We start from the raw sequence: 21,917 nt of genomic DNA on the forward strand, positions 1-21,917 counted from the left end.
TTACGGAAAGGTGGCGGCCAGCGCGGGCCGCCGCCTGTGTTATCAGAAGCCGAGACCCGACTTGATGCCGGGCTGCGCCATGAGCGAAGCCATCACGGCCTTCTGCACATGCAGGCGGTTTTCCGCCTCGTCGATCGCGATACAGGCGGGCGAATCCATCACCGCGTCCGTCGCCTTGATGTTCCGACGCAGCGGCAGGCAGTGGCTGAAGAGGCCGTTGTCGGTGAGGGCCATCTTGGCTTCGTCCACGATGAAGTGCTTGTTTGCGTCGCGAATGGCCTTCTCTTCATCCCAGCGGCCGAAGTACGGGATGGCGCCCCAGCTCTTGGCGTAGACGACGTGCGCGCCACTGTAGGCGGCTTCGATATCGTGCGAGACCTGCAGCGAGCCACCGTTTTCCTTCGCGTTCTGCGCCGCGAAATCCATGTAGCGCTGGTCGAGGATGTACTCCGGCGTGGGGCACAGCAGGGTCACGTCCATGCCCATCTTGGTCGCGATCAGCAGCGCCGAATTGGCCACGGCGGTGTTCAGCGGCTTCGGGTGGTAGGTCCAGGTCAGCACGTACTTCTTGTTCTGCAGGTCACCCAGGTGCTCCTTCATGGCCAGCGCGTGGGCCAGCTCCTGGCAGGGGTGGGTGATGGTCTCCATGTTGATGACCGGCACCGTGGCGTACTGGGCGAACGCCTTGAGCACCTTGTCCTGGCGATCGACCTGCCAGTCCTGGAACTTGGGGAAGGCGCGGACGGCAATGATGTCGACGTAGCGCGACAGCACCCGGGCCACTTCGGCAATGTGCTCCTCGGTGTCACCGTCCATGACCGTGCCGACCTCGAACTCGATGGGCCATGCGTCCTTGCCCGGCGCCAGCACCACCGCGTGGCCACCCATCTGGAACGCACCGATCTCGAAGCTGGTGCGGGTGCGCATGGACGGGTTGAAGAACATCAGGGCGATGGACTTGCCGGCCAGCTGCTGGCCCTGGGGCGAGCGCTTGAATTCGGCGGCCTGCGCGAGCAGGGCGTCGATCTCGGCGCGGCTGTAGTCGGTGGTGTTGAGGAAGTGGCGAACGGTCATGGCGATCCAGATCGGTCGGTGGCCTGGTGGGGCCGTGGGAAGAAGGGGGAATCGGAAACGAAAAAACCCGGCACGGGGCCGGGTTTTTTAGTCGTTGCGTATGAAATGCGCGCGACAGCCTACCCGGCCGAGTATCCAATGTACGGTCGACGAGCACGGGACGTCATTCCTGCGGCCATGCGGGCGCTGGTATAGACGTTCGAGGTGTAGTCGGCGTGGGACACGGTCGGGGTCGGAAAAAAGGTGAAGCGTCGATAATGCCGTGGATTGGTGCGCTGCGCAACTGCCCGGGGAGGCTTGGGAACAAGCCGGTGCGCCTTCGGCCTCGCCGGGCTCGGCAAAAGAAAAAGGCCGCGATTGCTCGCGGCCCTTCCCATCTGCCTTGCCGGAACCGGTCAGTCGGCCGGGGAGACGCTCACGCGGACGCGGAGGCGCTCGCCCGGGTCGTAGTTCAGACGCGACACGTAGACCTCACCGCGGTAGCGGTATTCCACGTCATAGCCCGCGATGCGGCGCTGCTCGGTCACCGAGCTGACGTCGCGGCAGCGGGTTTCCGTGCCCTGGTAGACCGTATCGCCACTGCGCGACACGTTATTGCCCACCACGCCACCGGCCACCGCGCCAGCCACGGTCGCGGCCTTGCGGCCATCGCCCTTGCCTACCGTATTGCCCAGCACGCCACCCACGACCGCACCCAGGATCGTCCCGGCCGTGCTGCCGCTGCCCTGCTGGCGGGTCGTCACCTGCTGGTCGTAGCACTCCTGGCGCGGGGTCTCCACGCGGGCGACGCCGTACACCGGGTCGACGCGCAGCACGTCCGCCCAGCCAAAATGGGTGTTGTCATCCGGCCCTGCCGACTGCGACGGCGGGGGCGGCGGGGGGCCGTAACGATCCTGGGCACTGGCACCGGTAGCGAAAACCGCGAGGATCAGCGCGGGGATAAGCAGGCGAGACATTTAGGAAAACCTCCAGCCGGCGCACAAGAGCGCCTACTGGGTGTCATTTCATCAAGATCACGCTGAATCCACGCTTAGGTCTTCCCCGCAGGAATCCGCGGCCTGCTGTCAACCATTTCGCGGTTCGCGCGTGCACGGTCAGCGCCCGGCCTTGCTACTATTTCAGGCCGGCCCAGGCCGCCGGCCCGCCCCGCATGGACACCCGATGACGATCTCGCTCTACAACACCCTGACTCGCCGCACGGAAGCGTTCGCCCCGCTCGATCCGAACCGGGTGACCATGTATGTCTGCGGGCCCACCGTCTACAACTACATCCATATCGGCAATGCCCGGCCGCCGGTCGTTTTCGACGTGCTGGCCAGCCTGCTGCGCCGGCATTACCCGAACGTGGTCTACGCCCGGAACATCACCGACGTGGACGACAAGATCAACACCGCCGCCGCTGCTGCGGGCGTGCCCATCACCGAGATCACCGGCCGCTTTGCCCAGGCCTACCGAGACGACATCGCGAAGCTGGGCGTGGCCAAGCCCGACGTGGAGCCCCACGCCACCGCGCACATCGCCGAGATCATCACGATGATCCAGCGACTGATTGCCTCGAAGCACGCCTACGAGGCCGAGGGCCATGTCCTGTTCCACGTGGCCTCCTACCCCGCGTACGGTGCGCTTTCGGGTCGCGACCCGGACGAGCTCATTGCCGGCGCCCGCGTCGAGGTGGCCCCGTACAAGAAGGATGCGGGTGACTTCGTGCTGTGGAAGCCCTCGGACGAGACCCTTCCGGGGTGGGATAGCCCCTGGGGCCGTGGCCGCCCTGGCTGGCACATCGAGTGCTCGGCGATGAGCGAGGCCCACCTGGGCGAGACCATCGATATCCACGCCGGCGGCGTCGACCTGACCTTCCCGCACCACGAGAACGAGATCGCCCAGAGCGTCTGCGCCCATGGTGGCAAGCCGTTCGCGCGGTTCTGGCTGCACAACGGCATGCTGACCTTCGAAGGGCGGAAGATGTCGAAGTCGCTGGGCAACGTGCTCCAGTTGCACGAACTGCTGACCAAACACCCCGGGGAGGCCCTGCGCCTGATGCTGCTGCGCGGCCATTACCGCCAGCCCCTTGATTGGTCGGATGCCGCCCTTACCCAGTCGGTACGCACGCTGGATGGCTGGTACGGCGTGCTGCGCGACCTGGCCGATGTGCCCCCGGGTGAGTTCTCGGTCCCGGCGGCGGTGGAAGCTGCGCTGTGCGACGACCTGAACACCCCGCAGGCACTGGCTGAGCTGTCCCAGCTCGCCGACGCGGCCCGCCGGGCGAACGGCGATGAGCGCATCGCGGCGAAGGCTGCCCTGCTCAATGGCGGCGCCCTCCTGGGCCTGCTCCAGCAGGATCCGGAAGCGTGGTTCCAGCAAGGTAACCCCGGCGATGCCATCGACGCCGCCATGGTCGAGGCCCTCCTTGAGGAACGCCGCGCCGCCCGCGCGGCGAAGGATTTCGCCCGCTCCGACGCCATTCGCGATCAGCTCAAGGCGCTGGGCGTGGCTATTGAAGACGGCGCGCAGGGCACGCGCTGGAGCGTAGTGAAGGCATGAACAACCTCGTAGAACCGCAGGAACCCACCGCCGCCGCAGCCCAGGCCGCCATTGCCGAGGAATTCGGCTTTTTCGGCGACTGGACCGAGCGGTACCAGTACCTGATCGACCTGGGCAAGCAACTGCCGCCCTTCCCCGATGCGGAAAAGAACGAAGAGAACCGCGTGCACGGCTGCCAGTCGATGGTGTGGCTGACCCGCGCGGGCGATGCATCGCGGTTGCACTTTGAAGCGACCAGCGACTCGGCGATCGTTTCAGGGCTTATCGCGCTGCTGCTGCGCGTGTACTCGGACCGTTCAGCGCAGGAGATCGTGGATACGGAGCCGTCGTACATCCGGGAGATCGGTCTCGCGAAGCACCTCTCCCCCACCCGCTCCAATGGCCTCGCGGCCATGCTGGTGCGAATCAAGGCGTACGCGGCCGAAGCGCTGGCATAACGCCATGCCCCTGTAGGAGCGCGCTTGCGCACGATGCTCCTGGCCCGGGCGGGGCCGCCTGCCGGCGGATCGCGCGCAAGCGCGCTCCTAAAGGTCCGCCCGGGCCCTGACCTCGTCGAAGGTCTGGTCCTTCCGCAGCACGCCGTTTTCCCACACGGTTTCCATGGCGTGCTCCCAGCCGTGGTCGAGCACCACGTCCCCTGGGCGCTCCACGCCGTCAGGAATGGATACGGTCTTCCATGTGCCGTATTCACGGTGGCGAGTGAGCGTCAGGCGCCCGCGCTGGGAGAACTTCCCCGCATCGGTCACGGGTGCCTTGAAGACATCGACCCACCGGCCATCAATGCGCGCGGCGGAGCACTTCAGGGCGAACTTCTGGGTATCGCGATCGACCTTCTGCAAGAGGGCGCCGCCCATGCCGAACGCGATGTTGTCGGTGGCATAACCCGCGCCGGTCAGCCGCTCGAGGATGGCGCGAATGCTCTGCGGATTTACGCCATCTCCCTGGATGACACGGACGTGGTTCAGCACCTTGTAGCCTTTGCCGTTCACGGTGCTGCCGAATGCCTCGTCGAGCAACGCGACGCACTGGTGCACGACTTCGACGGGATCTCCCGAATCCGGGCGCACCACCAGGGTCGCGCCGGAAGCAATCACCTCATCGCGCAATGCCCGGCCCCAATGCTCACGCACGGCATGGAAAATGTCGTAGCTATCCGACACAACCGCCACGAGCGAACCCGGCTTCGCAAACTGGCGCAGCATGTTGCGGTAGGCGTCCACCTCGCGATCCCGGCCCCAGCTTGTGATCGTGCTGTGCTCGGCGGCCGGGATCGAGTAGCCCGCCATGGGTTCGCCGTAGAACGCCCTGGCGGCCAACACACCCTGCACCGTATCGGTACCGCGAAAGTTCACCAGGTGGGCCATGCCACCCATGGCGGCGGATTCCGCGCTAGAAACGCCACGCGCCCCAAAGTCATGCAGCTTGAAGAGAAGCTGGCCGGCAGGATCATCGCTGGTCTTATCAAGGAAGCCGGCAATGCAGCGCTTCACCTGCCAACTCAGCGTGGCCACGGTCACCGGGTACCACAAGCGCAACAGCAGGGTCTCGAGGTAACTGGGCACCCATGCCGCCTGCGGGTCCGTCGATTCGATCGTGACCAACGCCTGGTGCGTAGGCACCACGCTGCCCTCGGGTACCGCGCGGATGCGCATCGGCAGACGGCCGCCGTGCGTCTCCACCACGTGGCGCCAGCCCTCTTCATTGAACGGCTCGCCATGGGCCGCGAAAAACTCGCGCGCCTCATCCACGTGGGCGTGGGTTACCGGGTGGGCCAGCCACCCCTTAAGGATGGCCTGGAGGCCGAAGAACACCGTTCGGTCATACACGCCGCCACGCGATTCCACGTAGAAGAACGTGGCATCGGTACCCGGCGGGTACTGCAGCCAATGGCTGGCCTTGTAACTGTCGGTGTTGAGAATCAGGTTCTGCAGGTGCGGAAACATCAAGGCCGCCTCGGGTAGGAACGAAAAACCCCGCCTTGCGGGCGGGGTTTTCACGTTTGCACGAACGATGCGGCGCTTAGTCGCCCATCTGCTTCTGCAGGTGCTCGCGGCGCTCCTGCGCATCGAGCGTGAGGGTGGCGATGGGACGCGCATCGAGGCGGCTCACGCCGATTTCCTCGTCGGTCTCTTCGCAGAACCCGTAACGACCTTCCTCGATCCGGCGCAGGGCCTTGTCGATCTTGGAGATGAGCTTGCGGTAGCGATCGCGGGTGCGGAGTTCCAGCGAGTTTTCGGTCTCGCGGGTGGCGCGCTCGGCCTCATCGCCCACATCGCGGACTTCCTCACGGAGGTTATCCATGGTCTGGCGCGATTCCTCGACCAGCTGCTCACGCCAATCCTTCAGCTTGTTGCGGAAGTAGGCGAGGTGCCGCGGGTTCATGTATTCCTCGCTGTCGTCAGGCTTGTAGCCCTTCGGCAGGTCGATGATCGTGGAAGCCGGCAACGCGTAACGGCCGTCTTCCTTCGTGATTCCGTTGTCAAGAGTGGTGCTGTTCATGCCGGTTTGCTTGGACTTCTCGTTACTGGATGAGGGAGGGCTCCCCACCGCGGACGCCTTGCGTCCAGGGGCGGGGGCGGTGGCCTTGACCACCGGTGCCGGCGCGGGTGCCGGCGATGCCTTCACCTGCTGCTTCGGGGTGGCCTTGGCGGCGGAATGCTCCACCACCGGGGCCGATTTCTTCGCGGGCGCTGGCGGGGCCTTGGGGGCCGGTGCCTTTGCCGCAGGCTTGGCCGGCGCCTTGGGGGCCGCCGCCTTCGTCACGGGCGCCGCCTTGGCGGGCGCCTTCTTTGCGGCGGCGGGTTTCGCCGCCGGTGCCGCAGCCGCCTTCTTGGCGGCCGGAGCGGATTTCGCGGGAGCCGCCTTGGTCGCCGGCTTCGCGGTTTTTGCCACGGTTTTCGCTGCGGTTTTTGCCGCTGGCTTGGCCGCCGCGCGCACCGCCGTCTTCGCCGGTGCCTTGCCCCCGGCCGCAACCGTCCTGGTCTTCGTCGCGTCACCTGCCCCGCCCTTCTTGGCGGCAGCCTTGGCAACGGTGGAACTACGAGCGTTTTTCGCCATTTCCTTCACCTCGGTGGCCGTGGCGGCGGGGTGTTATAGCCCAGATGCGTTACCCCAGCAACCTATCTTCTGGGATACTGTCAGATACCCGACGCCGGCACCCACCTGGCCTTTCGAGAACGTGACCCGCCTCCTCCTCTTCCTGCTGTCCCTTTACAAGCGGTGGCTCAGCCCATTGCTAGGGGCTAATTGCCGGTTCCATCCATCCTGTTCCGATTACACACGGATTTCCATAGCCCGGTTCGGCCCTTTCAAGGGCTTCGTGCTGGGCAGCTGGCGCATCCTGCGCTGCCAGCCCCTCTGCGAGGGTGGGCACGATCCTGTCCCCGACCGTTTTGTCCTGCGCCGCTGCGGCGCCCAAGGAGCTCATACCCATGACTGATGCCTGGCTGATCAAGAACGCCGAACTGGTGAATGAAAACAAGCGGTTCGTCGCCGACGTTCGCATCCGCGACGGAAAAATCGCGAAGATCGCGCAGGGATTGGAAAAAGAGCGTGATGAAGAAGTGATCGATGCCAGCGGCCTGCTCCTGCTGCCGGGCATGATCGACGACCAGGTCCACTTCCGTGAGCCCGGCCTTACCCAGAAGGCCGATCTGGCCACGGAATCTCGCGCCTGCGCGGCCGGCGGCATCACCAGCTTCATGGAAATGCCGAATACCAAGCCACCCGCACTTGATCGCGACAGCCTGGAATACAAGTACACGCTCGCCGCCGAAAAATCGGTCGTGAACTACGCGTTCTACATGGGCGCCAGCAACGACAACCTTGAGCACATCCGCAAGCTCGATCCCAAAGCTGCACCAGGCGTGAAGGTGTTCATGGGTGCCTCCACCGGCAACATGCTGGTGGATAACCCGGAGACGCTCGACGGTATCTTCCGCGACACCCCCGTGCCGATCATCACGCACTGTGAAGATACCCCCATGATCGACGCAAACCTGGCCAAGGCGCACGAGAAGTACGGCGAGGACATCCCCATGTGGGAACACCCGCATATCCGCTCGCGCGAGGCCTGCATCAAGTCGACCCGGCTGGCCATTTCACTGGCGAAGAAGCACAACACCCGCCTGCACGTGCTGCACATCTCCACGGCCGATGAGCTGGCCCTGTTTGAGCCAGGCCCGATCGAAGGCAAGCGGATCACCGCCGAGACGTGCGTCCACTTCCTGCACTTTGGCGGCAAGGCCGATTACGACGAGAAGGGCTCGTTCATCAAGTGCAACCCGGCGATCAAGGACGAAGCCGACCGCGAGGCAATCATCAAGGCGCTGGCCGAGGGCCGCCTGGACGTGCTCGCCACCGATCACGCTCCGCACCTGCTCGAAGAAAAAGAGCAGAAATACGACAAGGCCCCCTCGGGCCTGCCGCTGGTGCAGTTCGCCCTGCAGGGCGCGCTGCAACGCGTGACCGAAGGCAAGCTCACCCTGGAGCGCGTGGTCGAGACCGTTTGCCACAACCCGGCGAAGCTGTTCAATGTGATGAACCGTGGCTTCCTGCGCGAAGGCTATGCGGCGGACCTGGTCCTGGTCGACCCGAACAAGCCGCATACCGTGACCCGCCAGGAAGTGCTCTCCAAGTGCGGCTGGTCGCCGTTCGAGGGCTACACCTTCAGTAGCAGCATTGCCTCCACCTGGGTGAACGGGCAGCGCGTGTTCGATGGCAAGACCGTCGACGACAGCATTCGCGGCCAGCGCCTCGAGTTCGATCGATGAGGAAATTCGCAATGGATTGCGGCGAGACCGAGCTCCCGGATCGCGCGCAAGCGCGCTCCTGCAACCGCCGCCCTGGACGATTGCGCTTGCGCGCGATCATCCAGGGCGGCGCGTTCGTGGTCGCAGGCATCGCCACCGCTGCGTCCGCGGCAGATATCCCGTCGACCATGTCCCAGGGCGCGCTCATCATCGCCCACGCCCCGCCCGGCTCCGCCGTGCGGGTCAACGGCAAGCCCGTCCATGTGGGCGACGATGGCGTCTTCGTGTTCGGCGCCGGCCGGGATGAAAAGGGGCCGATCAAGGTGGCCGTGGGTAGCCGCACGGTGAGCATTACCGTGACCCCACGCGATTGGCCCATCGAGCGCGTGGAGGGTGTCCCGCCAAAAACGGTGAACCCGCCCCCGAACATCGCCGCACGGATCGAGCGCGAACAAGCCCTCGTGGTCGCGGCGCGCAACCGCGACGATGCGCGCGAGGACTTCGACCACGGGTTTATCTGGCCGGTTACGGGGCGCATCAGCGGCCGCTTTGGCAACCAGCGCATCTACAACGGCGACCCAAAGGCCCCGCACTCGGGCATGGATATCGCCGTGCCTGAAGGCACGCCCGTGAAAGCGCCGGCGGACGGGATCATCACGTTCGCCCAGCCGGATCTCTATCTCACCGGTGGCACCGTGCTGCTCGACCATGGCTTTGGCCTGTCGTCGAACTTCCTGCACCTGTCACGGATCGACGTGAAGGTCGGGCAACACGTGCACCAGGGCCAGGTGATTGGCGCGGCGGGCAAGACCGGGCGCGCCACAGGGCCGCATGTGCATTGGGGGTTTAACTGGTTCGGCGTGCGGCTGGATCCGTTGTTGTTGCCGGGGATCCAGTAACGCAGCGGCGGTACCGTGCCGATCAGCGCGCCTTGCTGGCGAACGCCACGGCATCGTGCGGATGCAGGCTCTCGTGGTGGGCTACACGTACATGGAAATCGGCGACGCCCGGATCGGCCTCCAGCGTCTTCTGGATACGGCGGGCGGCGTCCTCGCAGAACATGAGGTTGCTGCCGTTCGCCAGCGCGAACGCCTGCTCATCGGCACGCTTCACGGCGGTTTGCACCGGCGTGCCGAGGGCCGCTTCCACGTTATCGATCATGCCGATCAGGTTGAACACACCCTCGCCCTTCGGCGCCACGCGGATCGTGGCGGTGCTGCGCTGGGCGTGCGGCGTCGCAATGATGCCCTGCTCCGTGCCCAGCCAGGCCAGGATGGTTTCGCGGTCGAGCGCCTGGTCGGCCGGGAACGACTTCACGAAGTTGTCCTGGATAAGCTGGCGCGACAGCGCAGCAGACGCCGGGCATGTCGAGGAGTACACCACGTCGGTGGTTACTTCCAGATGGAACTGATCGCCGCGCATCGTGGCGTCGATCGTGATCGGGTAGGCGCGCCAGCCGCTGTTGTCGCTGCGCAGCGCACGGCGGCGCACCAGGTGTTCGAAGCCGATGGTGATGCGGGCGTGGTCGGAAAGCCCCTCGTGCGAGGACAGGAACTCCCCGAGCAGGGCACGAATGCCCGCCACGGTCAGCGGCCCCGCGGACAAGGCCTCGGAGACCAACAGGTACAGGCGGGACATATGGATGCCACGCTTTTCCGGCTTCGTGAGGTTCACGAACGCACCGACGCGCGCACCGGTGGAGCGAACGTCGCCGTCACCGGCGTCGAACGCCACCGGCATTTCCATGCCATCCATGCCGACCCAGTCGAGCGTGCCAATGGCCAGGGCATGCTCCTGCGACGCAACGTCGGGCAGCAGGCGGGTCGGGGAATCTTGGATGTACATCGGGGGTTCCTTGGGACGTAAGGTCGTTTCCGGCCGTTCGCCCCGAGATGGGGGCCATGGCCTATGGCTCAATGGTGTGTGCCCGGAAACGCTGCGTTCAGCCCAACCGGCCAGCCTGCCGTGCCGCGCGCCAGGCGCGGAAGGCGGTGGCGGGGCCGGTCTGGGCCTGGCGCTTGTGTAATTCGGCGAAGGGCTCCGTGGCCCGGGCGGCACCACGCGCCGTGGCGAGCGCTGTACGACCCTCCAGGCCACGGAAGGTGGAAAGGGGCTGCCCCTTGCCCAGCGCGGCGCCCAGGCCCGCAGCCAGGTCGCCCAACTGGGCTTTGATGGCCTCGCGGCGAGCCGGGGAATCATCCTTCAGCTGCCCACGGCTCAGGCCGTGCCGGGCCAGCCGCGACATGGGCAGCGGCAGGCGCTCGCGATCCGCGTCGAACTCCAGCCGGGACAGGGCGAACACCAGGTGCGACAGCGTGGCGATCTCGGCGGCGGCCTCGCTGGGTGCCTCCGGACCGAACCACCAGGCATTTTCCAGCGCGGCCAGCGCCCCGTGCATATTGCGCGACGCCGTCACCTGCGCGGGGAAATCGGAAGGCGTGCCCTGCTCCAGTTGGGCCATGGCGGCGAGGACGGGGGCGATCCAGAGCTGCGGCGTGATGATCTTCGCGCGCGCGCTGGTGAACAAGGCCTTGGTCAGCGGGTGACGGCCACCGCTGGCACCGGCGCCCGAGAGCTCTTCGGCCCACCACTGCAGCTTCGCCGCCGCGACCTGGGGCTCGCGAATACCGTACGCCGAGGAGATCAGCTCTTGCTCGAACGCCGCGAGCGCCACGCGCTCATCGCGCACGGCCGGATCGACGAAGCCCAGCGCGACGCGCTGCTGCGGCTGTACAGCCAGCCACTTGTCGATATAGCTCTGGGTTGCACCATCGCTCATGCGGGCACCTCGCCGACGCCCAACAGCGTCGCCAGGTCATTCGGATGGTCGACCACCACATCGGCGCCCCATGCATCCGGGTCGCCGCCATCGAGGTAACCCCAGCGCACCGCCACGGTGAACAGGCCGGCAGCGCGCCCGGCGAGTACATCGCGGCGGTCATCACCCACGAACACCGAACGGCCCGGGACACAGCCGGCGGTTTCACACGCCAGCAGAACCGGTGCCGGGTCCGGCTTTTTCACCGGCAACGTATCACCCGATACGACCGCGGCCGGATGCCAGTGCGGGACGGCCTGCGGTAGCAGCGCATCGGTAAGAAAACCAGGCTTGTTCGTAACGACACCCCAGCGAATGCCCGCGCCCACAAGGCCCGTGAGCATCGGCTCAATCCCGGCGAATGGCACGGTGTGTGCCGCCATGTTGGCCTCGTACAGCGCCAGGTAGCGCGGCACCAGCGCAACAATGCCTGCGTCGTCGAGGTGCGGGAAGCCTACGCTGATGATGGCGCGCGAGCCGCGCGACACCACCGGGCGCACGCTGTCGTACGGCGGCGGTACCACGCCCAGCTCCGCGCACAGCAGCAACAGCGCATGATGCAAATCCAGCCCGCTGTCGAGCAGGGTGCCATCCAGGTCGAAGAACACGCCTTCCGGCTTGAACGGCAGCGGGCTCACGCCGGCTTCCTCGCCGACAGCACATAGTTCACGGCCGTGTTGCGCGTGAGGCTGGCGTTGCGGGTCAGCGGGTTGTAGGCCAGGCCCGAAATGTCTTCGAGCTCCAGGCCCGCGTGGCGCAACATGCCTGCCACTTCGGACGGCTTCAGGAACTGCGCGTAGTGATGGGTGCCCCGCGGCAGCAGGCGCATGAGGTATTCCGCGCCGACGATAGCCGCGCCGAAGGCGGCCGGCGTGCGGTTCAGCGTGGACAGGAACAACTGGCCACCCGGCTTAAGCATCGCCGCCAGGTCGCGGATGAGCACGAGCGGGTCGGGCACGTGCTCGATCATCTCCATGCAGCACACCACGTCGAACGACGCCGGCTCGGCGGCCGCCAGTTCGTCGGAGGATTGCACGCGGTAATCCACCTGCAAATTGGATTCGAACAGGTGCAGCTTCGCGATCTCGATCAGCTTGGCGCCAAGGTCGATGGCGGTGACGTTCGCGCCGGCGCGGGCCAGTGCCTCGCTAAGCAGGCCACCACCGCAGCCCACGTCCACCACCTTCGCCCCGCGCAGGTTCGCACGGCCAGCGACGTACGCGGAGCGCACGGGGTTCAGGTCATGCAACGGGCGGGATTCGCCATCGGGATCCCACCAGCGCGCGGCGAGCTTTTCAAAACGCGCGATTTCTTCCGCGCTCACATTGGCGTTGGTTTGCATCGTGAATGCCTTCAGGGAAAACGGCGCACGCGCCACTCGTGGACAGTAAGCGTGGACGAACCGGAAACATGCAATGGATCGCCATGGGCGATCTGCGTGGCGGTTTCCAGATCAGCCGCGCGTAACAGGTAAGCACCGCCAGTGCCATCGGTGAACGGGCCGGTCATGTCCAGCAGGCCACGCGCGATCAGGTCTTTCAGGAACACCTGGTGCTCCTCACCTGCCGAAGCCTGGAAGGCCGGGTTGCGTATGGCCATGACCAGGTAGAGGTGCACGGTATCGTTCACGGGGTGTCCTCGGCGGCAATGCGTTCGCGCCAGCCACGCGCCTTGTCGCGAATGGCCTCGACATCGATGCCGACCAGGGTCTTGTCGGCGAGCTTGCGCTTGCCGTCGATCCATACGTCGCTGACCTGATGGCGAGCCGTGGCGTACACGAGCTGCGAGGCCACATGATAGAGCGGCTGGGTCTCCAGGTCGTCCAGGCGCACGGCGGCCAGGTCGGCGCGCTTGCCGGGCTCGATCGAACCAATCTTCTCTCCCAGGCCAATCGCCTTCGCGCCATTCAGCGTCGCGGCGCGCAAGGCGCTGGCGGCGTCGAACGCGGCGGCATCACCGGCGACAGCCTTTGCCAGCATCGCCGCCGTACGCATCTCGCCAAACATATCGAGATCGTTGTTGGAGGCGCAGCCGTCGGTCCCGATGGCAACATTCACGCCAGCGGTGCGCAGCTTTTCAGCCGGGCAGAAGCCGGAGGCAAGCTTCAGGTTCGATTCCGGGCAATGCACCACCGAGACACCAGCGGCCGCACACGCGGCGATCTCGCCATCGGTCAGCTGGGTCATGTGCACGGCGATCAGGCGCTCGTTGACCAGGCCCAGCTTCTGCAGGCGCTGGAACGGGCGTACGCCATCACGCGCCTTACCCTCTTCCACTTCCTGCGCCGTCTCGTGCGTGTGCAGGTGTACCGGGATATCGAGTTGCTCGGAGAGCACGCGGATACGCTCAAAGTTCTCGTCCGAGACGGTGTACGGCGCATGCGGTGCGAACGCGGTGGTCAGCAGCGGTTCGCCACGCAGGCTGTCGTGTACTTCCTCGGCACGCAGGAAGTATTCATCGGAAGTCTTTGCCCACGGCGTGGGGAAATCGATGACCGGCAGGCCAATGACCGCGCGGAAACCCATCTGGCGATAGGTCGCGGCGATGACATCGGGGAAGAAGTAGTTCTCGTTGGCGCAGGTGGTGCCACCGCGGATCATCTCGGCCACGGCCAGTTCCACGCCGTCACGGATGAAATCCGGGCCCATGACGCGACCTTCGGCGGGCCAGATGTGTTCCTGTAGCCACACCATCAGCGGCAGGTCATCGGCCAGGCCGCGCAGCAGCGTCATGGGGTTATGCGTGTGCGCATTGACCAGGCCCGGGATCAAGGCGTGCTCGGCCAGCGAGACCCGCTCGCGCGGCTTGTAGTGCTTGCGCGCCTCGTCCGCCGGCAGGATCTCGATGATTTCACCGCCGTCGATCGCCACCGCGTGGTCGTCGTACACCACGCCGTGCGGTTCGACCGGAACGACCCAGCGGGCTTCGATCAGGAGGTCGATGTCTCGGATGTCGTCGGAACTCATGCATGCCTCTCGGAATCGGGGGTACCAGGGCCGTTTACCAGCGCCTGATAAGCGAACGGCACGGCGCCCGGGGGGCGGCCGTGCCGTCGCGTTGGGTCGAGCGAAGCCGCCTTACTTGACGCGGCTGTCGTACTCGCCGGTGCGGGTGTCGACCTTGATCACTTCGTCCTGGTTCACGAACAGCGGCACGCGCACGACGGCGCCGGTTTCCAGCGTGGCCGGCTTGCCACCGCCGCCCGAGGTGTCGCCACGGACGCCCGGATCGGTTTCGACGATCTTCAGTTCAACGAACTTCGGTGCCTGGACGGCGATGATCTGGGTTTCGTTGAAGATGGTAATGACGCACTGCTCGTCGCCCTTCAGCCACTTCCATGCATCGCCCATGGCGGCCAGGTTGGCGCGGTACTGCTCGAAGGTCTCCGAGTGCATGAAGATCCACTCGCGGTCGTCGCCGGTACCTTCGATGTACGAGAAGCTGGCGTCGGTATCGGTGGCATTCGCCTCTTCGTACGAATCGCTCGACTTGAGGGTCAGCTCCGTCGTGCGGCCGTCCTTCAGGTTGCGAACGCGGATACGCGTGAACGCCTGGCCCTTGCCCGGCTTGATGAAGTCCGCTTCGGTGATGACCCAGGGATCGCCGTTGTGCAGGATCTTCTTGCCCGTTTTGACGTCATTGAGGCCAAGGCTTGCCATGTGTTGCATGCTCCAGAGGTGAATCCGCCCGCCGGGCGGCTAAAATAGGGGTCTGTTACGGGCACCAAGGCCCGCCCCAAGGCCCACCATGATAACCGCAAGCCCCACTCCCCGCCTACCGACGCCAGCCCAGGGCTGGCGCGAGGCCTGGCGGGATGCCATTACCGATGCCGGGGAGCTCCTCCGGGCCGTCGGCCTGGGCCACCGCGCCGACCTGCTCCCGCCCGATGACGCGGGCTTCCCGCTGCGCGTGCCCCGCGGGTTCGTGGCACGCATGCGCCACGGCGACCCCGCCGACCCCTTGCTCCTGCAAGTGCTGCCACGGGCCGCCGAGCACGTGGAAGCGCCGGGCTACAGCGTGGATGCGGTGGGTGATATGGCGGCCAAGGCCGGCCACGGGCTGCTGCACAAGTACGACGGCCGCGCCCTGTTGATCGCCAGCGGATCGTGCGCGGTGAACTGCCGGTACTGCTTTCGCCGGCACTTCCCCTATGGGGAGGAGATTGCCGCCGCCGCCCAGTGGCGCGAGGCCCTGGCCCACGTGGCGGCCGATACCTCGATCCGTGAGGTCATCCTCTCCGGGGGCGATCCGCTTTCCCTCGCCACGCACAAGCTCGACGAGCTGACCCGCGGCCTGGCGGGCATGCCCCACGTCATTCGCCTGCGTATCCACACCCGCCTGCCGGTCGTGCTGCCCGAGCGCATCGACGATGCCTTCGTGGCCTGGCTGGCCGCCCTGCCCGTGCAGAAGGTGGTGGTCCTCCACGCCAACCACGCCAACGAATTCGATGGCTCGGTCGATGCGGCCTGCGCTCGCCTCCGCGAGGCGGGGGCGACCTTGCTCAACCAGTCCGTGCTGCTGCGGGGGGTCAACGATGACCCGGACGTCCTCGCTGCGCTATGCGAGCGCTCGTTCGCCGCCGGCGTCCTGCCCTACTACCTGCACCAGCTCGACAAGGTCACGGGTGCCGCCCATTTCGAGGTGCCCGACGACGAGGCCCTGGCCCTGGTCGAGGCGCTGCGTGCACGTTTACCTGGCTACCTTGTCCCAAAACTCGTTCGTGAGCTGGCCGGCGACCCCTCAAAGCGTCCCATTGCCGATTTCGCGCGCTAGTATGGTGCCATCCCGCCGTCACGACGCAGGCGGGACCGCGCGACAGGGGGAGCATGCCGGTACCCGGCCTGCTGGGTGGAACTGCGGTAACCAAGAACAAGCATGAAACACGACAACGTTATTCGCGTCCTCTTTATCGAATCATCGGTGGAAGAGGCGGAACTGCTGATCAACGTCCTGCGCAATGGCGGCATTGCCGTGCGCGCGTCGCGCGCCACCAGCGCCGATGAAATCCAGGCCTGCCTCGATGAGCAGGTCCCAGACCTGGTCCTGATGAACCCGGCCGTGCCGGGCATCGAGCCGGCGAAGGTACTGCGCCAGCTCGATGCCAGCGGCCGCGACCTGGCAGCGATCGCCGTCCTTGAACACCTGGATGACGACGAGGTCTCCGACCTGCTGGCAGGCGGGGTCCGCGGCGTCGCCCTGCGCAAGCGCCACGACCAGATCCTGGCCACCGTGCATCGCGAGTTCCAGTCGCTATCCATGCGCCGCCAGGTTCGTCGGCTGGAGACTGCACTGCGCGAAACGGAGCGCCGTTGCGATTCGCTGCTCGACTCCTCGCGCGATGCGATCGCCTACGTGCACGAAGGCATGCACGTGCGCGTGAACCAGGCGTACCTCGAGGCCTTTGGCTTCAACGAGTACGACGACATCATCGGCCTGCCGATCCTGGACCTGATTTCCGGCACGCACGCGGATGATTTCAAGAACGCCCTGCGCGCCGTATCGAAGGGCGAAAAGACGCCGCCGCCCATGGACCTGCTCGCCCGCCGGGACGACAGCAGCACCTTCAAGGCGGTAGTGGAATTCGCACAGGCCACGTTCGAGGGCGAAGCCTGCCTGCAGATCGTGTTCCGCCAGCAGACGGTGGACCCGGCCCTTGTGGCCCAGCTTTACCAGGACCCGGTCACGGGCCTGTTCAACCGCGCACGCACGCTCGAGCACATCGACGAGGCCGTGGCCGCGGCGGCCGCCGGCCGCGCGGGCCAGGCGGTGCTCCTCATCGAACCGGACAACTGGAAGGAACTGGTCGCCAGCGCGGGTATCGCCAACGCCGACCAGGTACTCGCCAGCCTCGCCACGCGCATCAAGGAAGCCCTCGATGACGACGATGTGCCGGGCGTGCTGGGTGACCACACCTTCGGCATCGTGCTCGCGCCGCGTGGTGACCTGGAGCATGCGGCCCTTACGGAACGCCTGCGCGCCAGCATCGCCGATGCCATCGTCGATGCCGGCACGCGCTCGCTGACGGTCACGGTGACCGTGGGCGGCACCCTGTTGGCCGAGAAGAACGCCAACGCCGAGACCGTGCTCGACCAGGCCAGTGCAGCATTGCGCAACGCGCAGAACCAGGGCGGCAACCGCGTGGAGCTGCACGACCCGGCCGCTCGCGAGAAGGCGGACGCCGAGCGCGAGCAATACTGGCTCGACCTGGTGCGCGAAGCACTCGCCCAGGACGGCCTGCGCCTGTATCACCAGCAAATCATCAGCCTCCAGGATGCAGCGGGCGAGTACTACGACATCCTGGTGCGCATGCGCGGGCCCAAGGGCGACGTGCTCCCCTCGTACTTCTTCCCGGTTGCAGAGCGCAACGGCCTGCTGCCGGCCATCGACCGCTGGGTATTGGGCCATGCCATCGATGCCCTCGCCCACCGCGAGAACGACGGCCTGACCACCACGTACTTCGTGAAGATCACGGCGCAGTCCCTGGAAGACCCTGACCTGCTGCCGTGGCTGAAGCGCCGCCTGGAGACGGCCAAGCTGCGCCGCAGCCAGCTGGTAATCGCCATGCCGGAATCGAAGGTACTCACCATGCTGCGCAAGGCGCAGGAGTTCTCGGTGGGCTGGCGCCAGTCGGGCGGCAAGTTCGCCATCGAGCAGTTCGGCTCAGGCCTGAACTCGTTCCAGATGCTTACCCATGTCGAGGCCGATTTCCTGAAGATCGACCGCAGCTACATGACCGACCTGCCCCAGCACCCGGAAAACCAGAAGCGCATTGCCGATATCTGCAAGGAAGGGCATGCCACCGGCAAGCAGACCGTGGCGGAATGGGTCGAGGACGCGGTGAGCACATCGCTCCTGTTCGCCTGCGGCGTCGATTTCGTGCAGGGTAATTTCCTGCAGGAGCCGGCGAAGGTATTGGCCGAGGAATACCTGCCCGTCTAAGCAAGAGCATCGCGCGAGCGCGCTCCTACAAGGGCGCGTGGCCGGTGTTGGTCCCTTGGCGACACCAGCGTCCCACAACAAAAAAGCCCGCGATCGCTCGCGGGCTTTTTCGTGCGCCTTGCGGCAGCCGATTACTCGGCGGTGGCAGCGGCAGCCTTCTTCGCGGCCTTGGCGGCAGCGGCGGCGGCCACGTCTTCCTTGATGCGGGCAGCCTTGCCTTCCAGACCACGCAGGAAGTACAGCTTGGCGCCACGGACCTTACCCTTACGCTTCACTTCGACCGAGTCGATGGTGGCGCTGTGGGTCTGGAACACGCGCTCGACGCCCGTGCCGTGCGAGATCTTGCGCACGGTGAAGGCGGAGTGCAGGCCGCGGCTACGCTTGGCGATGCAGATACCTTCGAACGCTTGGACGCGCTCGCGGTTGCCTTCCTTGACCTTGACGTTCACGACCACGGTGTCGCCAGGGCCGAAATCCGGCAGCTGGCGGGTGATCTGCTCGGCTTCGAACTGTTGGAGAAGTTTGTTCATGGCACACACCTGTCAATATTTGTTACGGCGGTCGTCGCCGGCCGCACCGTTTGGCCGTGCATATTCACGGCGGAATTCATCCAGCAAAACCCTGGATTCATCATCCAGGACAAGCTGCGTTAGCAAGTCCGGCCGGCGCAGCCAGGTTCGACCTAGCGACTGCTTCCTGCGCCAGCGGCGTATGGCCGCGTGATCGCCTGAGAGCAAAACCTCCGGCACGCCACCCCACGCATCGTGATGCACGGGGCGGGTGTAGTGCGGGCAATCCAGCAAGCCGTCCGAGAACGAATCCTGCTGATGGGATTGTGCGTCGTTCAACGCACCCTCCTGCAGACGACCCACCGCATCGATAACCACCGCTGCGCCAAGCTCGCCGCCAGACAGCACATAATCGCCGATTGAGAGCTCTTCGTCGACCTCGTGCTGGACCAGCCGCTCGTCCACACCTTCATAACGTCCACAGATCAGGGCGATTCGCGGCATGTTTGCCAGCGCTTCCACCCGTTTCTGCGTCAGCCGCGCGCCTTGCGGGCTGAGGTAGATCACGTGCACCGGCTCCGGTGCCGCTTCGCGAATGGCCGCCAGGGCCGCCCGCAGGGGTTCGATCAACATCACCATGCCGGGCCCACCGCCAAAGGGGCGGCCATCCACGGTGCGATAATTATCGGTGGCGAAATCGCGCGGGTTCCAGGTTTCCACCTGGAGCAGCTCGCGCTGCTGCGCCCTTCCTACCACCCCGATACCGGCCGACTGGCGGACGAAATCGGGAAACAGCGTTACCACGTCGATGCGCATGATCTTCGGATACCGCTGTGTTCAGAACTCGGGGTCCCAGTCCACCACGATGCGGCCGGCGTCGAAATCGACTGACTGCACGTAGGGGCCCTGGACGAACGGGACCAGACGCTCCTTTTCACCATCCTTGACCACCATGACATCGTTGGCGCCGGTGGAAAAAAGGTGGCTTACCTTGCCAAGCGAGACAGCTTCCGTGGTGACGACCTCGAGACCCTCGAGATCGAACCAGTAGAACTCGCCTGGTGCGGCGGGCGGAAACACATCGCGCGAGACCGTGATCTCGCAACCGATGAGCGTTGCCGCCTGGTCGCGATCCGCGATACCCGGCAGGGAGGCAACGATGCCCTTGCCCTGCGCGCGACCTCGGATACCGCTCATCTCCCGTTCCACGCCCGGCGCGGTCAGCAGCCAGGGCTGGTACCGGAAGATCTGGAGGCGGGGTTCGGTCCAGCTCTCGAGCTTGACCTCACCCTGCACACCGTGGAGCCCGACAATGCGCCCTACGCGGACGCGCCGACCAGGCTCCATCGACATCAGGCAGCCAGCTTGCCGGCTTCCTTGACGAGCGCGCGGACCTTATCGGTCAGCTGGGCACCCTTGGCCACCCAGGCCTGGACCTTGGCGACGTCGAGCTCGAGACGCTTGTCAGCGCCCGAAGCAACCGGGTTGTAGTAGCCAACACGCTCGATGTTACGGCCGTCGCGCGGGCTGCGCTGGTCGGTCACAACGATGTGATAAAACGGACGGCCCTTGGCGCCACCGCGCGAAAGACGAATCTTGACCATAAGTTACGTGCTCCAGAGTGCCGGATGCCGGCAAGGCGCGCGCGAGAAGCGGGCGCGGTAAAGCCGGACATTTTAGCCAAAGTTTTCAGAAATGGAAGTACCTGCGGGTACTTCCGTGGCCCGAAGGCCGGTTTAGCGGGGCGGCATCATCCCACCCATGCCGCCCATGCCCTTCATCGCGCCACGCATCTGGCGCATAAGGCCCTTGCTGCCGCCCTTGGACAGCTTGGACATCATCTTTTCCATCTGCATGAACTGCTTCAGCAGGCGGTTGACATCGGCGGGCTGCGTGCCCGAACCGCGAGCGACGCGCGCCTTGCGCGAGCCGTTCAGGAGATCCGGGTGCCGGCGCTCCTTCTTGGTCATCGAACCGATGATGGCGACCATCTTCTTCAGTTCGCCGTCGTTGACCTTCGATTTCACGTTCTCAGGCAGGCTGGAGACACCCGGGAGCTTATCCATCAGGCCCGCCAGGCCGCCCATGTTGTTCATCTGCTCGAGCTGGTCGCGCATGTCGTTGAGATCGAAGCGCTTGCCCTTCATGACCTTCTCGGCCAGTTTCTGGGCTTTCTCGTGATCGACCTTGCGCTCAACTTCCTCGACCAGCGACAGCACATCGCCCATGCCGAGGATGCGCTGGGCGACGCGATCCGGATGGAACGGCTCGAGGGCGTCGGTCTTTTCGCCGGCGCCGAGGAACTTGATCGGACGGCCGGTGACATAGCGCACCGACAGTGCCGCACCGCCACGGGCGTCACCGTCCGTCTTGGTCAGCACGACACCGGTGAGCGGCAGCGCATCGGCGAACGCCTTGGCGACATTCGCCGCGTCCTGGCCGGTCATCGAATCGACGACGAACAGGGTTTCGATCGGATTGATGGCGCCGTGGAGGGCTTTGATCTCCTCCATCATGGCTTCATCGACGTGCAGGCGGCCGGCGGTATCCACCAGCAGCACGTCGATCACCTCACGGCGAGCGGCGGCCACGGCGGCTTTCGCGATATCGACCGGATTCTGGCCGGCCTCGGACGGGAAGAACGAGACATCGGCCTGGGAGGCGAGCGTGCGCAGCTGCTCGATGGCGGCCGGACGGTAAACGTCGCAGCTCACGACCATGACGCGCTTCTTCTTGCGCTCCTTGAGGAAGCGCGCGAGCTTGCCCACCGTGGTGGTTTTACCCGCACCCTGCAGGCCGGCCATGAGGACCACGGCGGGCGGCTGGGTGGCGAGGTTCAGCTCGCTGTTCGCGGCGCCCATGACAGCGGTGAGCTCATCGCTGACCACTTTGACCAGAGCCTGGCCCGGCGAAAGGCTCTTGAGCACCTCCTGACCGACGGCACGCACCTTCACGCGCTCGACCAGCGCCTTCACCACCGGGAGGGCCACGTCGGCCTCGAGCAGCGCGATGCGCACCTCGCGCAGGGTCTCGCGGATGTTTTCTTCAGTCAGCCGGCCGCGACCACGCAGGCGGTTGACGGTATCGGAGAGGCGTTGGCTGAGCGATTCAAACATGGCGGGAGCCGTCGGGGATGCCGTAAACGACCGATTATAGCCGGTAACCACGGCGTAGGCGCCCACCCTGTGGGCGACATCATTTCGCGGTGGGGCAACACGCCCCAGGCGCTTTCGCGAAGGGAGTCGCCCACAGGGTGGGCTCCTACAGGGCGCTGGCAAATGCCAC

At 65.7% G+C, this 21,917-nt stretch carries 23 protein-coding genes; 7 read left to right on the forward strand and 16 right to left on the reverse strand.

What is annotated here, in order from left to right:
- Positions 1-42 precede the first annotated feature (42 nt).
- Complete coding sequence (locus L2Y97_RS15465; protein WP_247428275.1) at positions 43-1,074, reverse strand: N-acetylornithine carbamoyltransferase; 1,032 nt, start codon at positions 1,072-1,074, stop codon at positions 43-45.
- A gap of 395 nt (positions 1,075-1,469) precedes the next feature.
- Entirely contained in the window at positions 1,470-2,030 is a 561-nt protein-coding gene (locus L2Y97_RS15470; protein ID WP_247428278.1) for a glycine zipper 2TM domain-containing protein, read from the reverse strand.
- A 205-nt stretch (positions 2,031-2,235) separates the two neighbouring features.
- Between L2Y97_RS15470 and cysS the strand changes: the two genes are divergently transcribed.
- Complete coding sequence (gene cysS / locus L2Y97_RS15475) at positions 2,236-3,615, forward strand: cysteine--tRNA ligase (RefSeq protein WP_247428280.1); 1,380 nt, start codon at positions 2,236-2,238, stop codon at positions 3,613-3,615.
- A complete protein-coding gene (locus L2Y97_RS15480; RefSeq protein WP_247428282.1) occupies positions 3,612-4,052 on the forward strand; it encodes a SufE family protein in 441 nt (146 codons plus the stop codon). The genes cysS and L2Y97_RS15480 overlap by 4 nt, the downstream gene beginning before the upstream one ends.
- Positions 4,053-4,139: 87 nt before the next feature.
- Here the strand turns inward: L2Y97_RS15480 and L2Y97_RS15485 are convergent, their stop codons facing one another.
- Positions 4,140-5,558 (reverse strand): nicotinate phosphoribosyltransferase, encoded by a 1,419-nt coding sequence (locus L2Y97_RS15485; protein WP_247428284.1) that lies wholly within the window; start codon positions 5,556-5,558, stop codon positions 4,140-4,142.
- Positions 5,559-5,634: 76 nt separating this feature from the next.
- On the reverse strand, positions 5,635-6,672 hold the full coding sequence (dksA, locus tag L2Y97_RS22555) for an RNA polymerase-binding protein DksA (RefSeq protein ID WP_425492772.1): 1,038 nt from the start codon (positions 6,670-6,672) through the stop codon (positions 5,635-5,637).
- Positions 6,673-6,793: 121 nt separating this feature from the next.
- On the opposite strand from dksA, the gene yidD reads away from it, so the two are divergent.
- The 3 genes from yidD (at position 6,794) to L2Y97_RS15505 (ending at position 9,265) form a co-directional block, all read left to right on the forward strand.
- The gene (gene yidD / locus L2Y97_RS15495; RefSeq protein WP_247428286.1) at positions 6,794-7,054 is read left to right on the forward strand and encodes a membrane protein insertion efficiency factor YidD; all 261 of its coding nucleotides are present in this window, start codon (positions 6,794-6,796) and stop codon (positions 7,052-7,054) included.
- Positions 7,047-8,387 (forward strand): dihydroorotase, encoded by a 1,341-nt coding sequence (locus L2Y97_RS15500; RefSeq protein WP_247428288.1) that lies wholly within the window; start codon positions 7,047-7,049, stop codon positions 8,385-8,387. Before yidD ends, L2Y97_RS15500 begins: the two co-directional genes overlap by 8 nt.
- 86 nt (positions 8,388-8,473) lie before the next feature.
- Entirely contained in the window at positions 8,474-9,265 is a 792-nt protein-coding gene (locus L2Y97_RS15505) for a M23 family metallopeptidase (protein ID WP_425492773.1), read from the forward strand.
- Positions 9,266-9,287: 22 nt separating this feature from the next.
- Here L2Y97_RS15505 and folE2 read toward each other — a convergent pair whose 3' ends face one another.
- The 7 genes from folE2 to efp all read right to left on the reverse strand — a co-directional run bounded on the left by folE2 (position 9,288) and on the right by efp (position 14,843).
- Positions 9,288-10,211 carry a GTP cyclohydrolase FolE2 gene (folE2, locus tag L2Y97_RS15510; protein WP_247428290.1) on the reverse strand — a complete coding sequence of 308 codons (924 nt, stop codon included), beginning with the start codon at positions 10,209-10,211 and terminating at the stop codon, positions 9,288-9,290.
- 97 nt (positions 10,212-10,308) lie between these two features.
- A complete protein-coding gene (locus L2Y97_RS15515) occupies positions 10,309-11,145 on the reverse strand; it encodes a squalene/phytoene synthase family protein (protein ID WP_247428292.1) in 837 nt (278 codons plus the stop codon).
- A complete protein-coding gene (locus tag L2Y97_RS15520) occupies positions 11,142-11,822 on the reverse strand; it encodes an HAD family hydrolase (RefSeq protein ID WP_247428294.1) in 681 nt (226 codons plus the stop codon). Before L2Y97_RS15520 ends, L2Y97_RS15515 begins: the two co-directional genes overlap by 4 nt.
- The gene (ubiG, locus tag L2Y97_RS15525) at positions 11,819-12,526 is read right to left on the reverse strand and encodes a bifunctional 2-polyprenyl-6-hydroxyphenol methylase/3-demethylubiquinol 3-O-methyltransferase UbiG (RefSeq protein ID WP_247428297.1); all 708 of its coding nucleotides are present in this window, start codon (positions 12,524-12,526) and stop codon (positions 11,819-11,821) included. The genes L2Y97_RS15520 and ubiG overlap by 4 nt, the downstream gene beginning before the upstream one ends.
- An 11-nt stretch (positions 12,527-12,537) precedes the next feature.
- Complete coding sequence (locus L2Y97_RS15530; protein ID WP_247428300.1) at positions 12,538-12,813, reverse strand: YciI family protein; 276 nt, start codon at positions 12,811-12,813, stop codon at positions 12,538-12,540.
- Complete coding sequence (locus tag L2Y97_RS15535; protein ID WP_247428303.1) at positions 12,810-14,150, reverse strand: TRZ/ATZ family hydrolase; 1,341 nt, start codon at positions 14,148-14,150, stop codon at positions 12,810-12,812. The genes L2Y97_RS15530 and L2Y97_RS15535 overlap by 4 nt, the downstream gene beginning before the upstream one ends.
- A 111-nt stretch (positions 14,151-14,261) precedes the next feature.
- Positions 14,262-14,843: an elongation factor P gene (gene efp, locus L2Y97_RS15540; protein ID WP_247428306.1), complete on the reverse strand. Its 582-nt coding sequence runs from the start codon at positions 14,841-14,843 to the stop codon at positions 14,262-14,264.
- 88 nt (positions 14,844-14,931) lie between these two features.
- On the opposite strand from efp, the gene epmB reads away from it, so the two are divergent.
- A complete protein-coding gene (gene epmB, locus L2Y97_RS15545) occupies positions 14,932-15,957 on the forward strand; it encodes an EF-P beta-lysylation protein EpmB (protein WP_247428307.1) in 1,026 nt (341 codons plus the stop codon).
- Positions 15,958-16,059: 102 nt separating this feature from the next.
- A complete protein-coding gene (locus L2Y97_RS15550) occupies positions 16,060-18,123 on the forward strand; it encodes an EAL domain-containing response regulator (protein WP_247428310.1) in 2,064 nt (687 codons plus the stop codon).
- 131 nt (positions 18,124-18,254) lie between these two features.
- On the opposite strand, the gene rplS is transcribed toward L2Y97_RS15550, so the two are convergent.
- The 5 genes from rplS to ffh all read right to left on the reverse strand — a co-directional run bounded on the left by rplS (position 18,255) and on the right by ffh (position 21,748).
- Entirely contained in the window at positions 18,255-18,653 is a 399-nt protein-coding gene (rplS, locus tag L2Y97_RS15555) for a 50S ribosomal protein L19 (protein WP_247428312.1), read from the reverse strand.
- Between the two features lie 12 nt (positions 18,654-18,665).
- Complete coding sequence (gene trmD, locus L2Y97_RS15560; protein WP_247428315.1) at positions 18,666-19,448, reverse strand: tRNA (guanosine(37)-N1)-methyltransferase TrmD; 783 nt, start codon at positions 19,446-19,448, stop codon at positions 18,666-18,668.
- Positions 19,449-19,469: 21 nt separating this feature from the next.
- Positions 19,470-19,979, reverse strand: coding sequence for a ribosome maturation factor RimM (rimM, locus tag L2Y97_RS15565; protein ID WP_247436824.1), 510 nt, complete (start codon positions 19,977-19,979; stop codon positions 19,470-19,472).
- Between the two features lie 5 nt (positions 19,980-19,984).
- A complete protein-coding gene (gene rpsP / locus L2Y97_RS15570) occupies positions 19,985-20,236 on the reverse strand; it encodes a 30S ribosomal protein S16 (RefSeq protein ID WP_247428316.1) in 252 nt (83 codons plus the stop codon).
- A gap of 132 nt (positions 20,237-20,368) precedes the next feature.
- Entirely contained in the window at positions 20,369-21,748 is a 1,380-nt protein-coding gene (gene ffh / locus L2Y97_RS15575) for a signal recognition particle protein (RefSeq protein WP_247428318.1), read from the reverse strand.
- Between the last annotated feature and the right edge of the window lie 169 nt (positions 21,749-21,917).

It is taken from the genome of Luteibacter aegosomatissinici (assembly GCF_023078495.1).
Lineage (GTDB): Bacteria > Pseudomonadota > Gammaproteobacteria > Xanthomonadales > Rhodanobacteraceae > Luteibacter > Luteibacter aegosomatissinici.

Excerpts from the sequence above, each read along its gene's own strand:
- L2Y97_RS15465 (WP_247428275.1), bottom strand. The coding sequence starts at position 1,074 with ATGACCGTTCGCCACTTCCTCAACACCACCGACTACAGCCGCGCCGAG.
- L2Y97_RS15470 (WP_247428278.1), bottom strand. The coding sequence starts at position 2,030 with ATGTCTCGCCTGCTTATCCCCGCGCTGATCCTCGCGGTTTTCGCTACC.
- cysS (WP_247428280.1), top strand. The coding sequence starts at position 2,236 with ATGACGATCTCGCTCTACAACACCCTGACTCGCCGCACGGAAGCGTTC.
- L2Y97_RS15480 (WP_247428282.1), top strand. The coding sequence starts at position 3,612 with ATGAACAACCTCGTAGAACCGCAGGAACCCACCGCCGCCGCAGCCCAG.
- L2Y97_RS15485 (WP_247428284.1), bottom strand. The coding sequence starts at position 5,558 with ATGTTTCCGCACCTGCAGAACCTGATTCTCAACACCGACAGTTACAAG.
- dksA (WP_425492772.1), bottom strand. The coding sequence starts at position 6,672 with ATGGCGAAAAACGCTCGTAGTTCCACCGTTGCCAAGGCTGCCGCCAAG.
- L2Y97_RS15500 (WP_247428288.1), top strand. The coding sequence starts at position 7,047 with ATGACTGATGCCTGGCTGATCAAGAACGCCGAACTGGTGAATGAAAAC.
- folE2 (WP_247428290.1), bottom strand. The coding sequence starts at position 10,211 with ATGTACATCCAAGATTCCCCGACCCGCCTGCTGCCCGACGTTGCGTCG.
- L2Y97_RS15515 (WP_247428292.1), bottom strand. The coding sequence starts at position 11,145 with ATGAGCGATGGTGCAACCCAGAGCTATATCGACAAGTGGCTGGCTGTA.
- ubiG (WP_247428297.1), bottom strand. The coding sequence starts at position 12,526 with ATGCAAACCAACGCCAATGTGAGCGCGGAAGAAATCGCGCGTTTTGAA.
- L2Y97_RS15535 (WP_247428303.1), bottom strand. The coding sequence starts at position 14,150 with ATGAGTTCCGACGACATCCGAGACATCGACCTCCTGATCGAAGCCCGC.
- efp (WP_247428306.1), bottom strand. The coding sequence starts at position 14,843 with ATGGCAAGCCTTGGCCTCAATGACGTCAAAACGGGCAAGAAGATCCTG.
- epmB (WP_247428307.1), top strand. The coding sequence starts at position 14,932 with ATGATAACCGCAAGCCCCACTCCCCGCCTACCGACGCCAGCCCAGGGC.
- L2Y97_RS15550 (WP_247428310.1), top strand. The coding sequence starts at position 16,060 with ATGAAACACGACAACGTTATTCGCGTCCTCTTTATCGAATCATCGGTG.
- rplS (WP_247428312.1), bottom strand. The coding sequence starts at position 18,653 with ATGAACAAACTTCTCCAACAGTTCGAAGCCGAGCAGATCACCCGCCAG.
- trmD (WP_247428315.1), bottom strand. The coding sequence starts at position 19,448 with ATGCGCATCGACGTGGTAACGCTGTTTCCCGATTTCGTCCGCCAGTCG.
- rimM (WP_247436824.1), bottom strand. The coding sequence starts at position 19,979 with ATGGAGCCTGGTCGGCGCGTCCGCGTAGGGCGCATTGTCGGGCTCCAC.
- rpsP (WP_247428316.1), bottom strand. The coding sequence starts at position 20,236 with ATGGTCAAGATTCGTCTTTCGCGCGGTGGCGCCAAGGGCCGTCCGTTT.
- ffh (WP_247428318.1), bottom strand. The coding sequence starts at position 21,748 with ATGTTTGAATCGCTCAGCCAACGCCTCTCCGATACCGTCAACCGCCTG.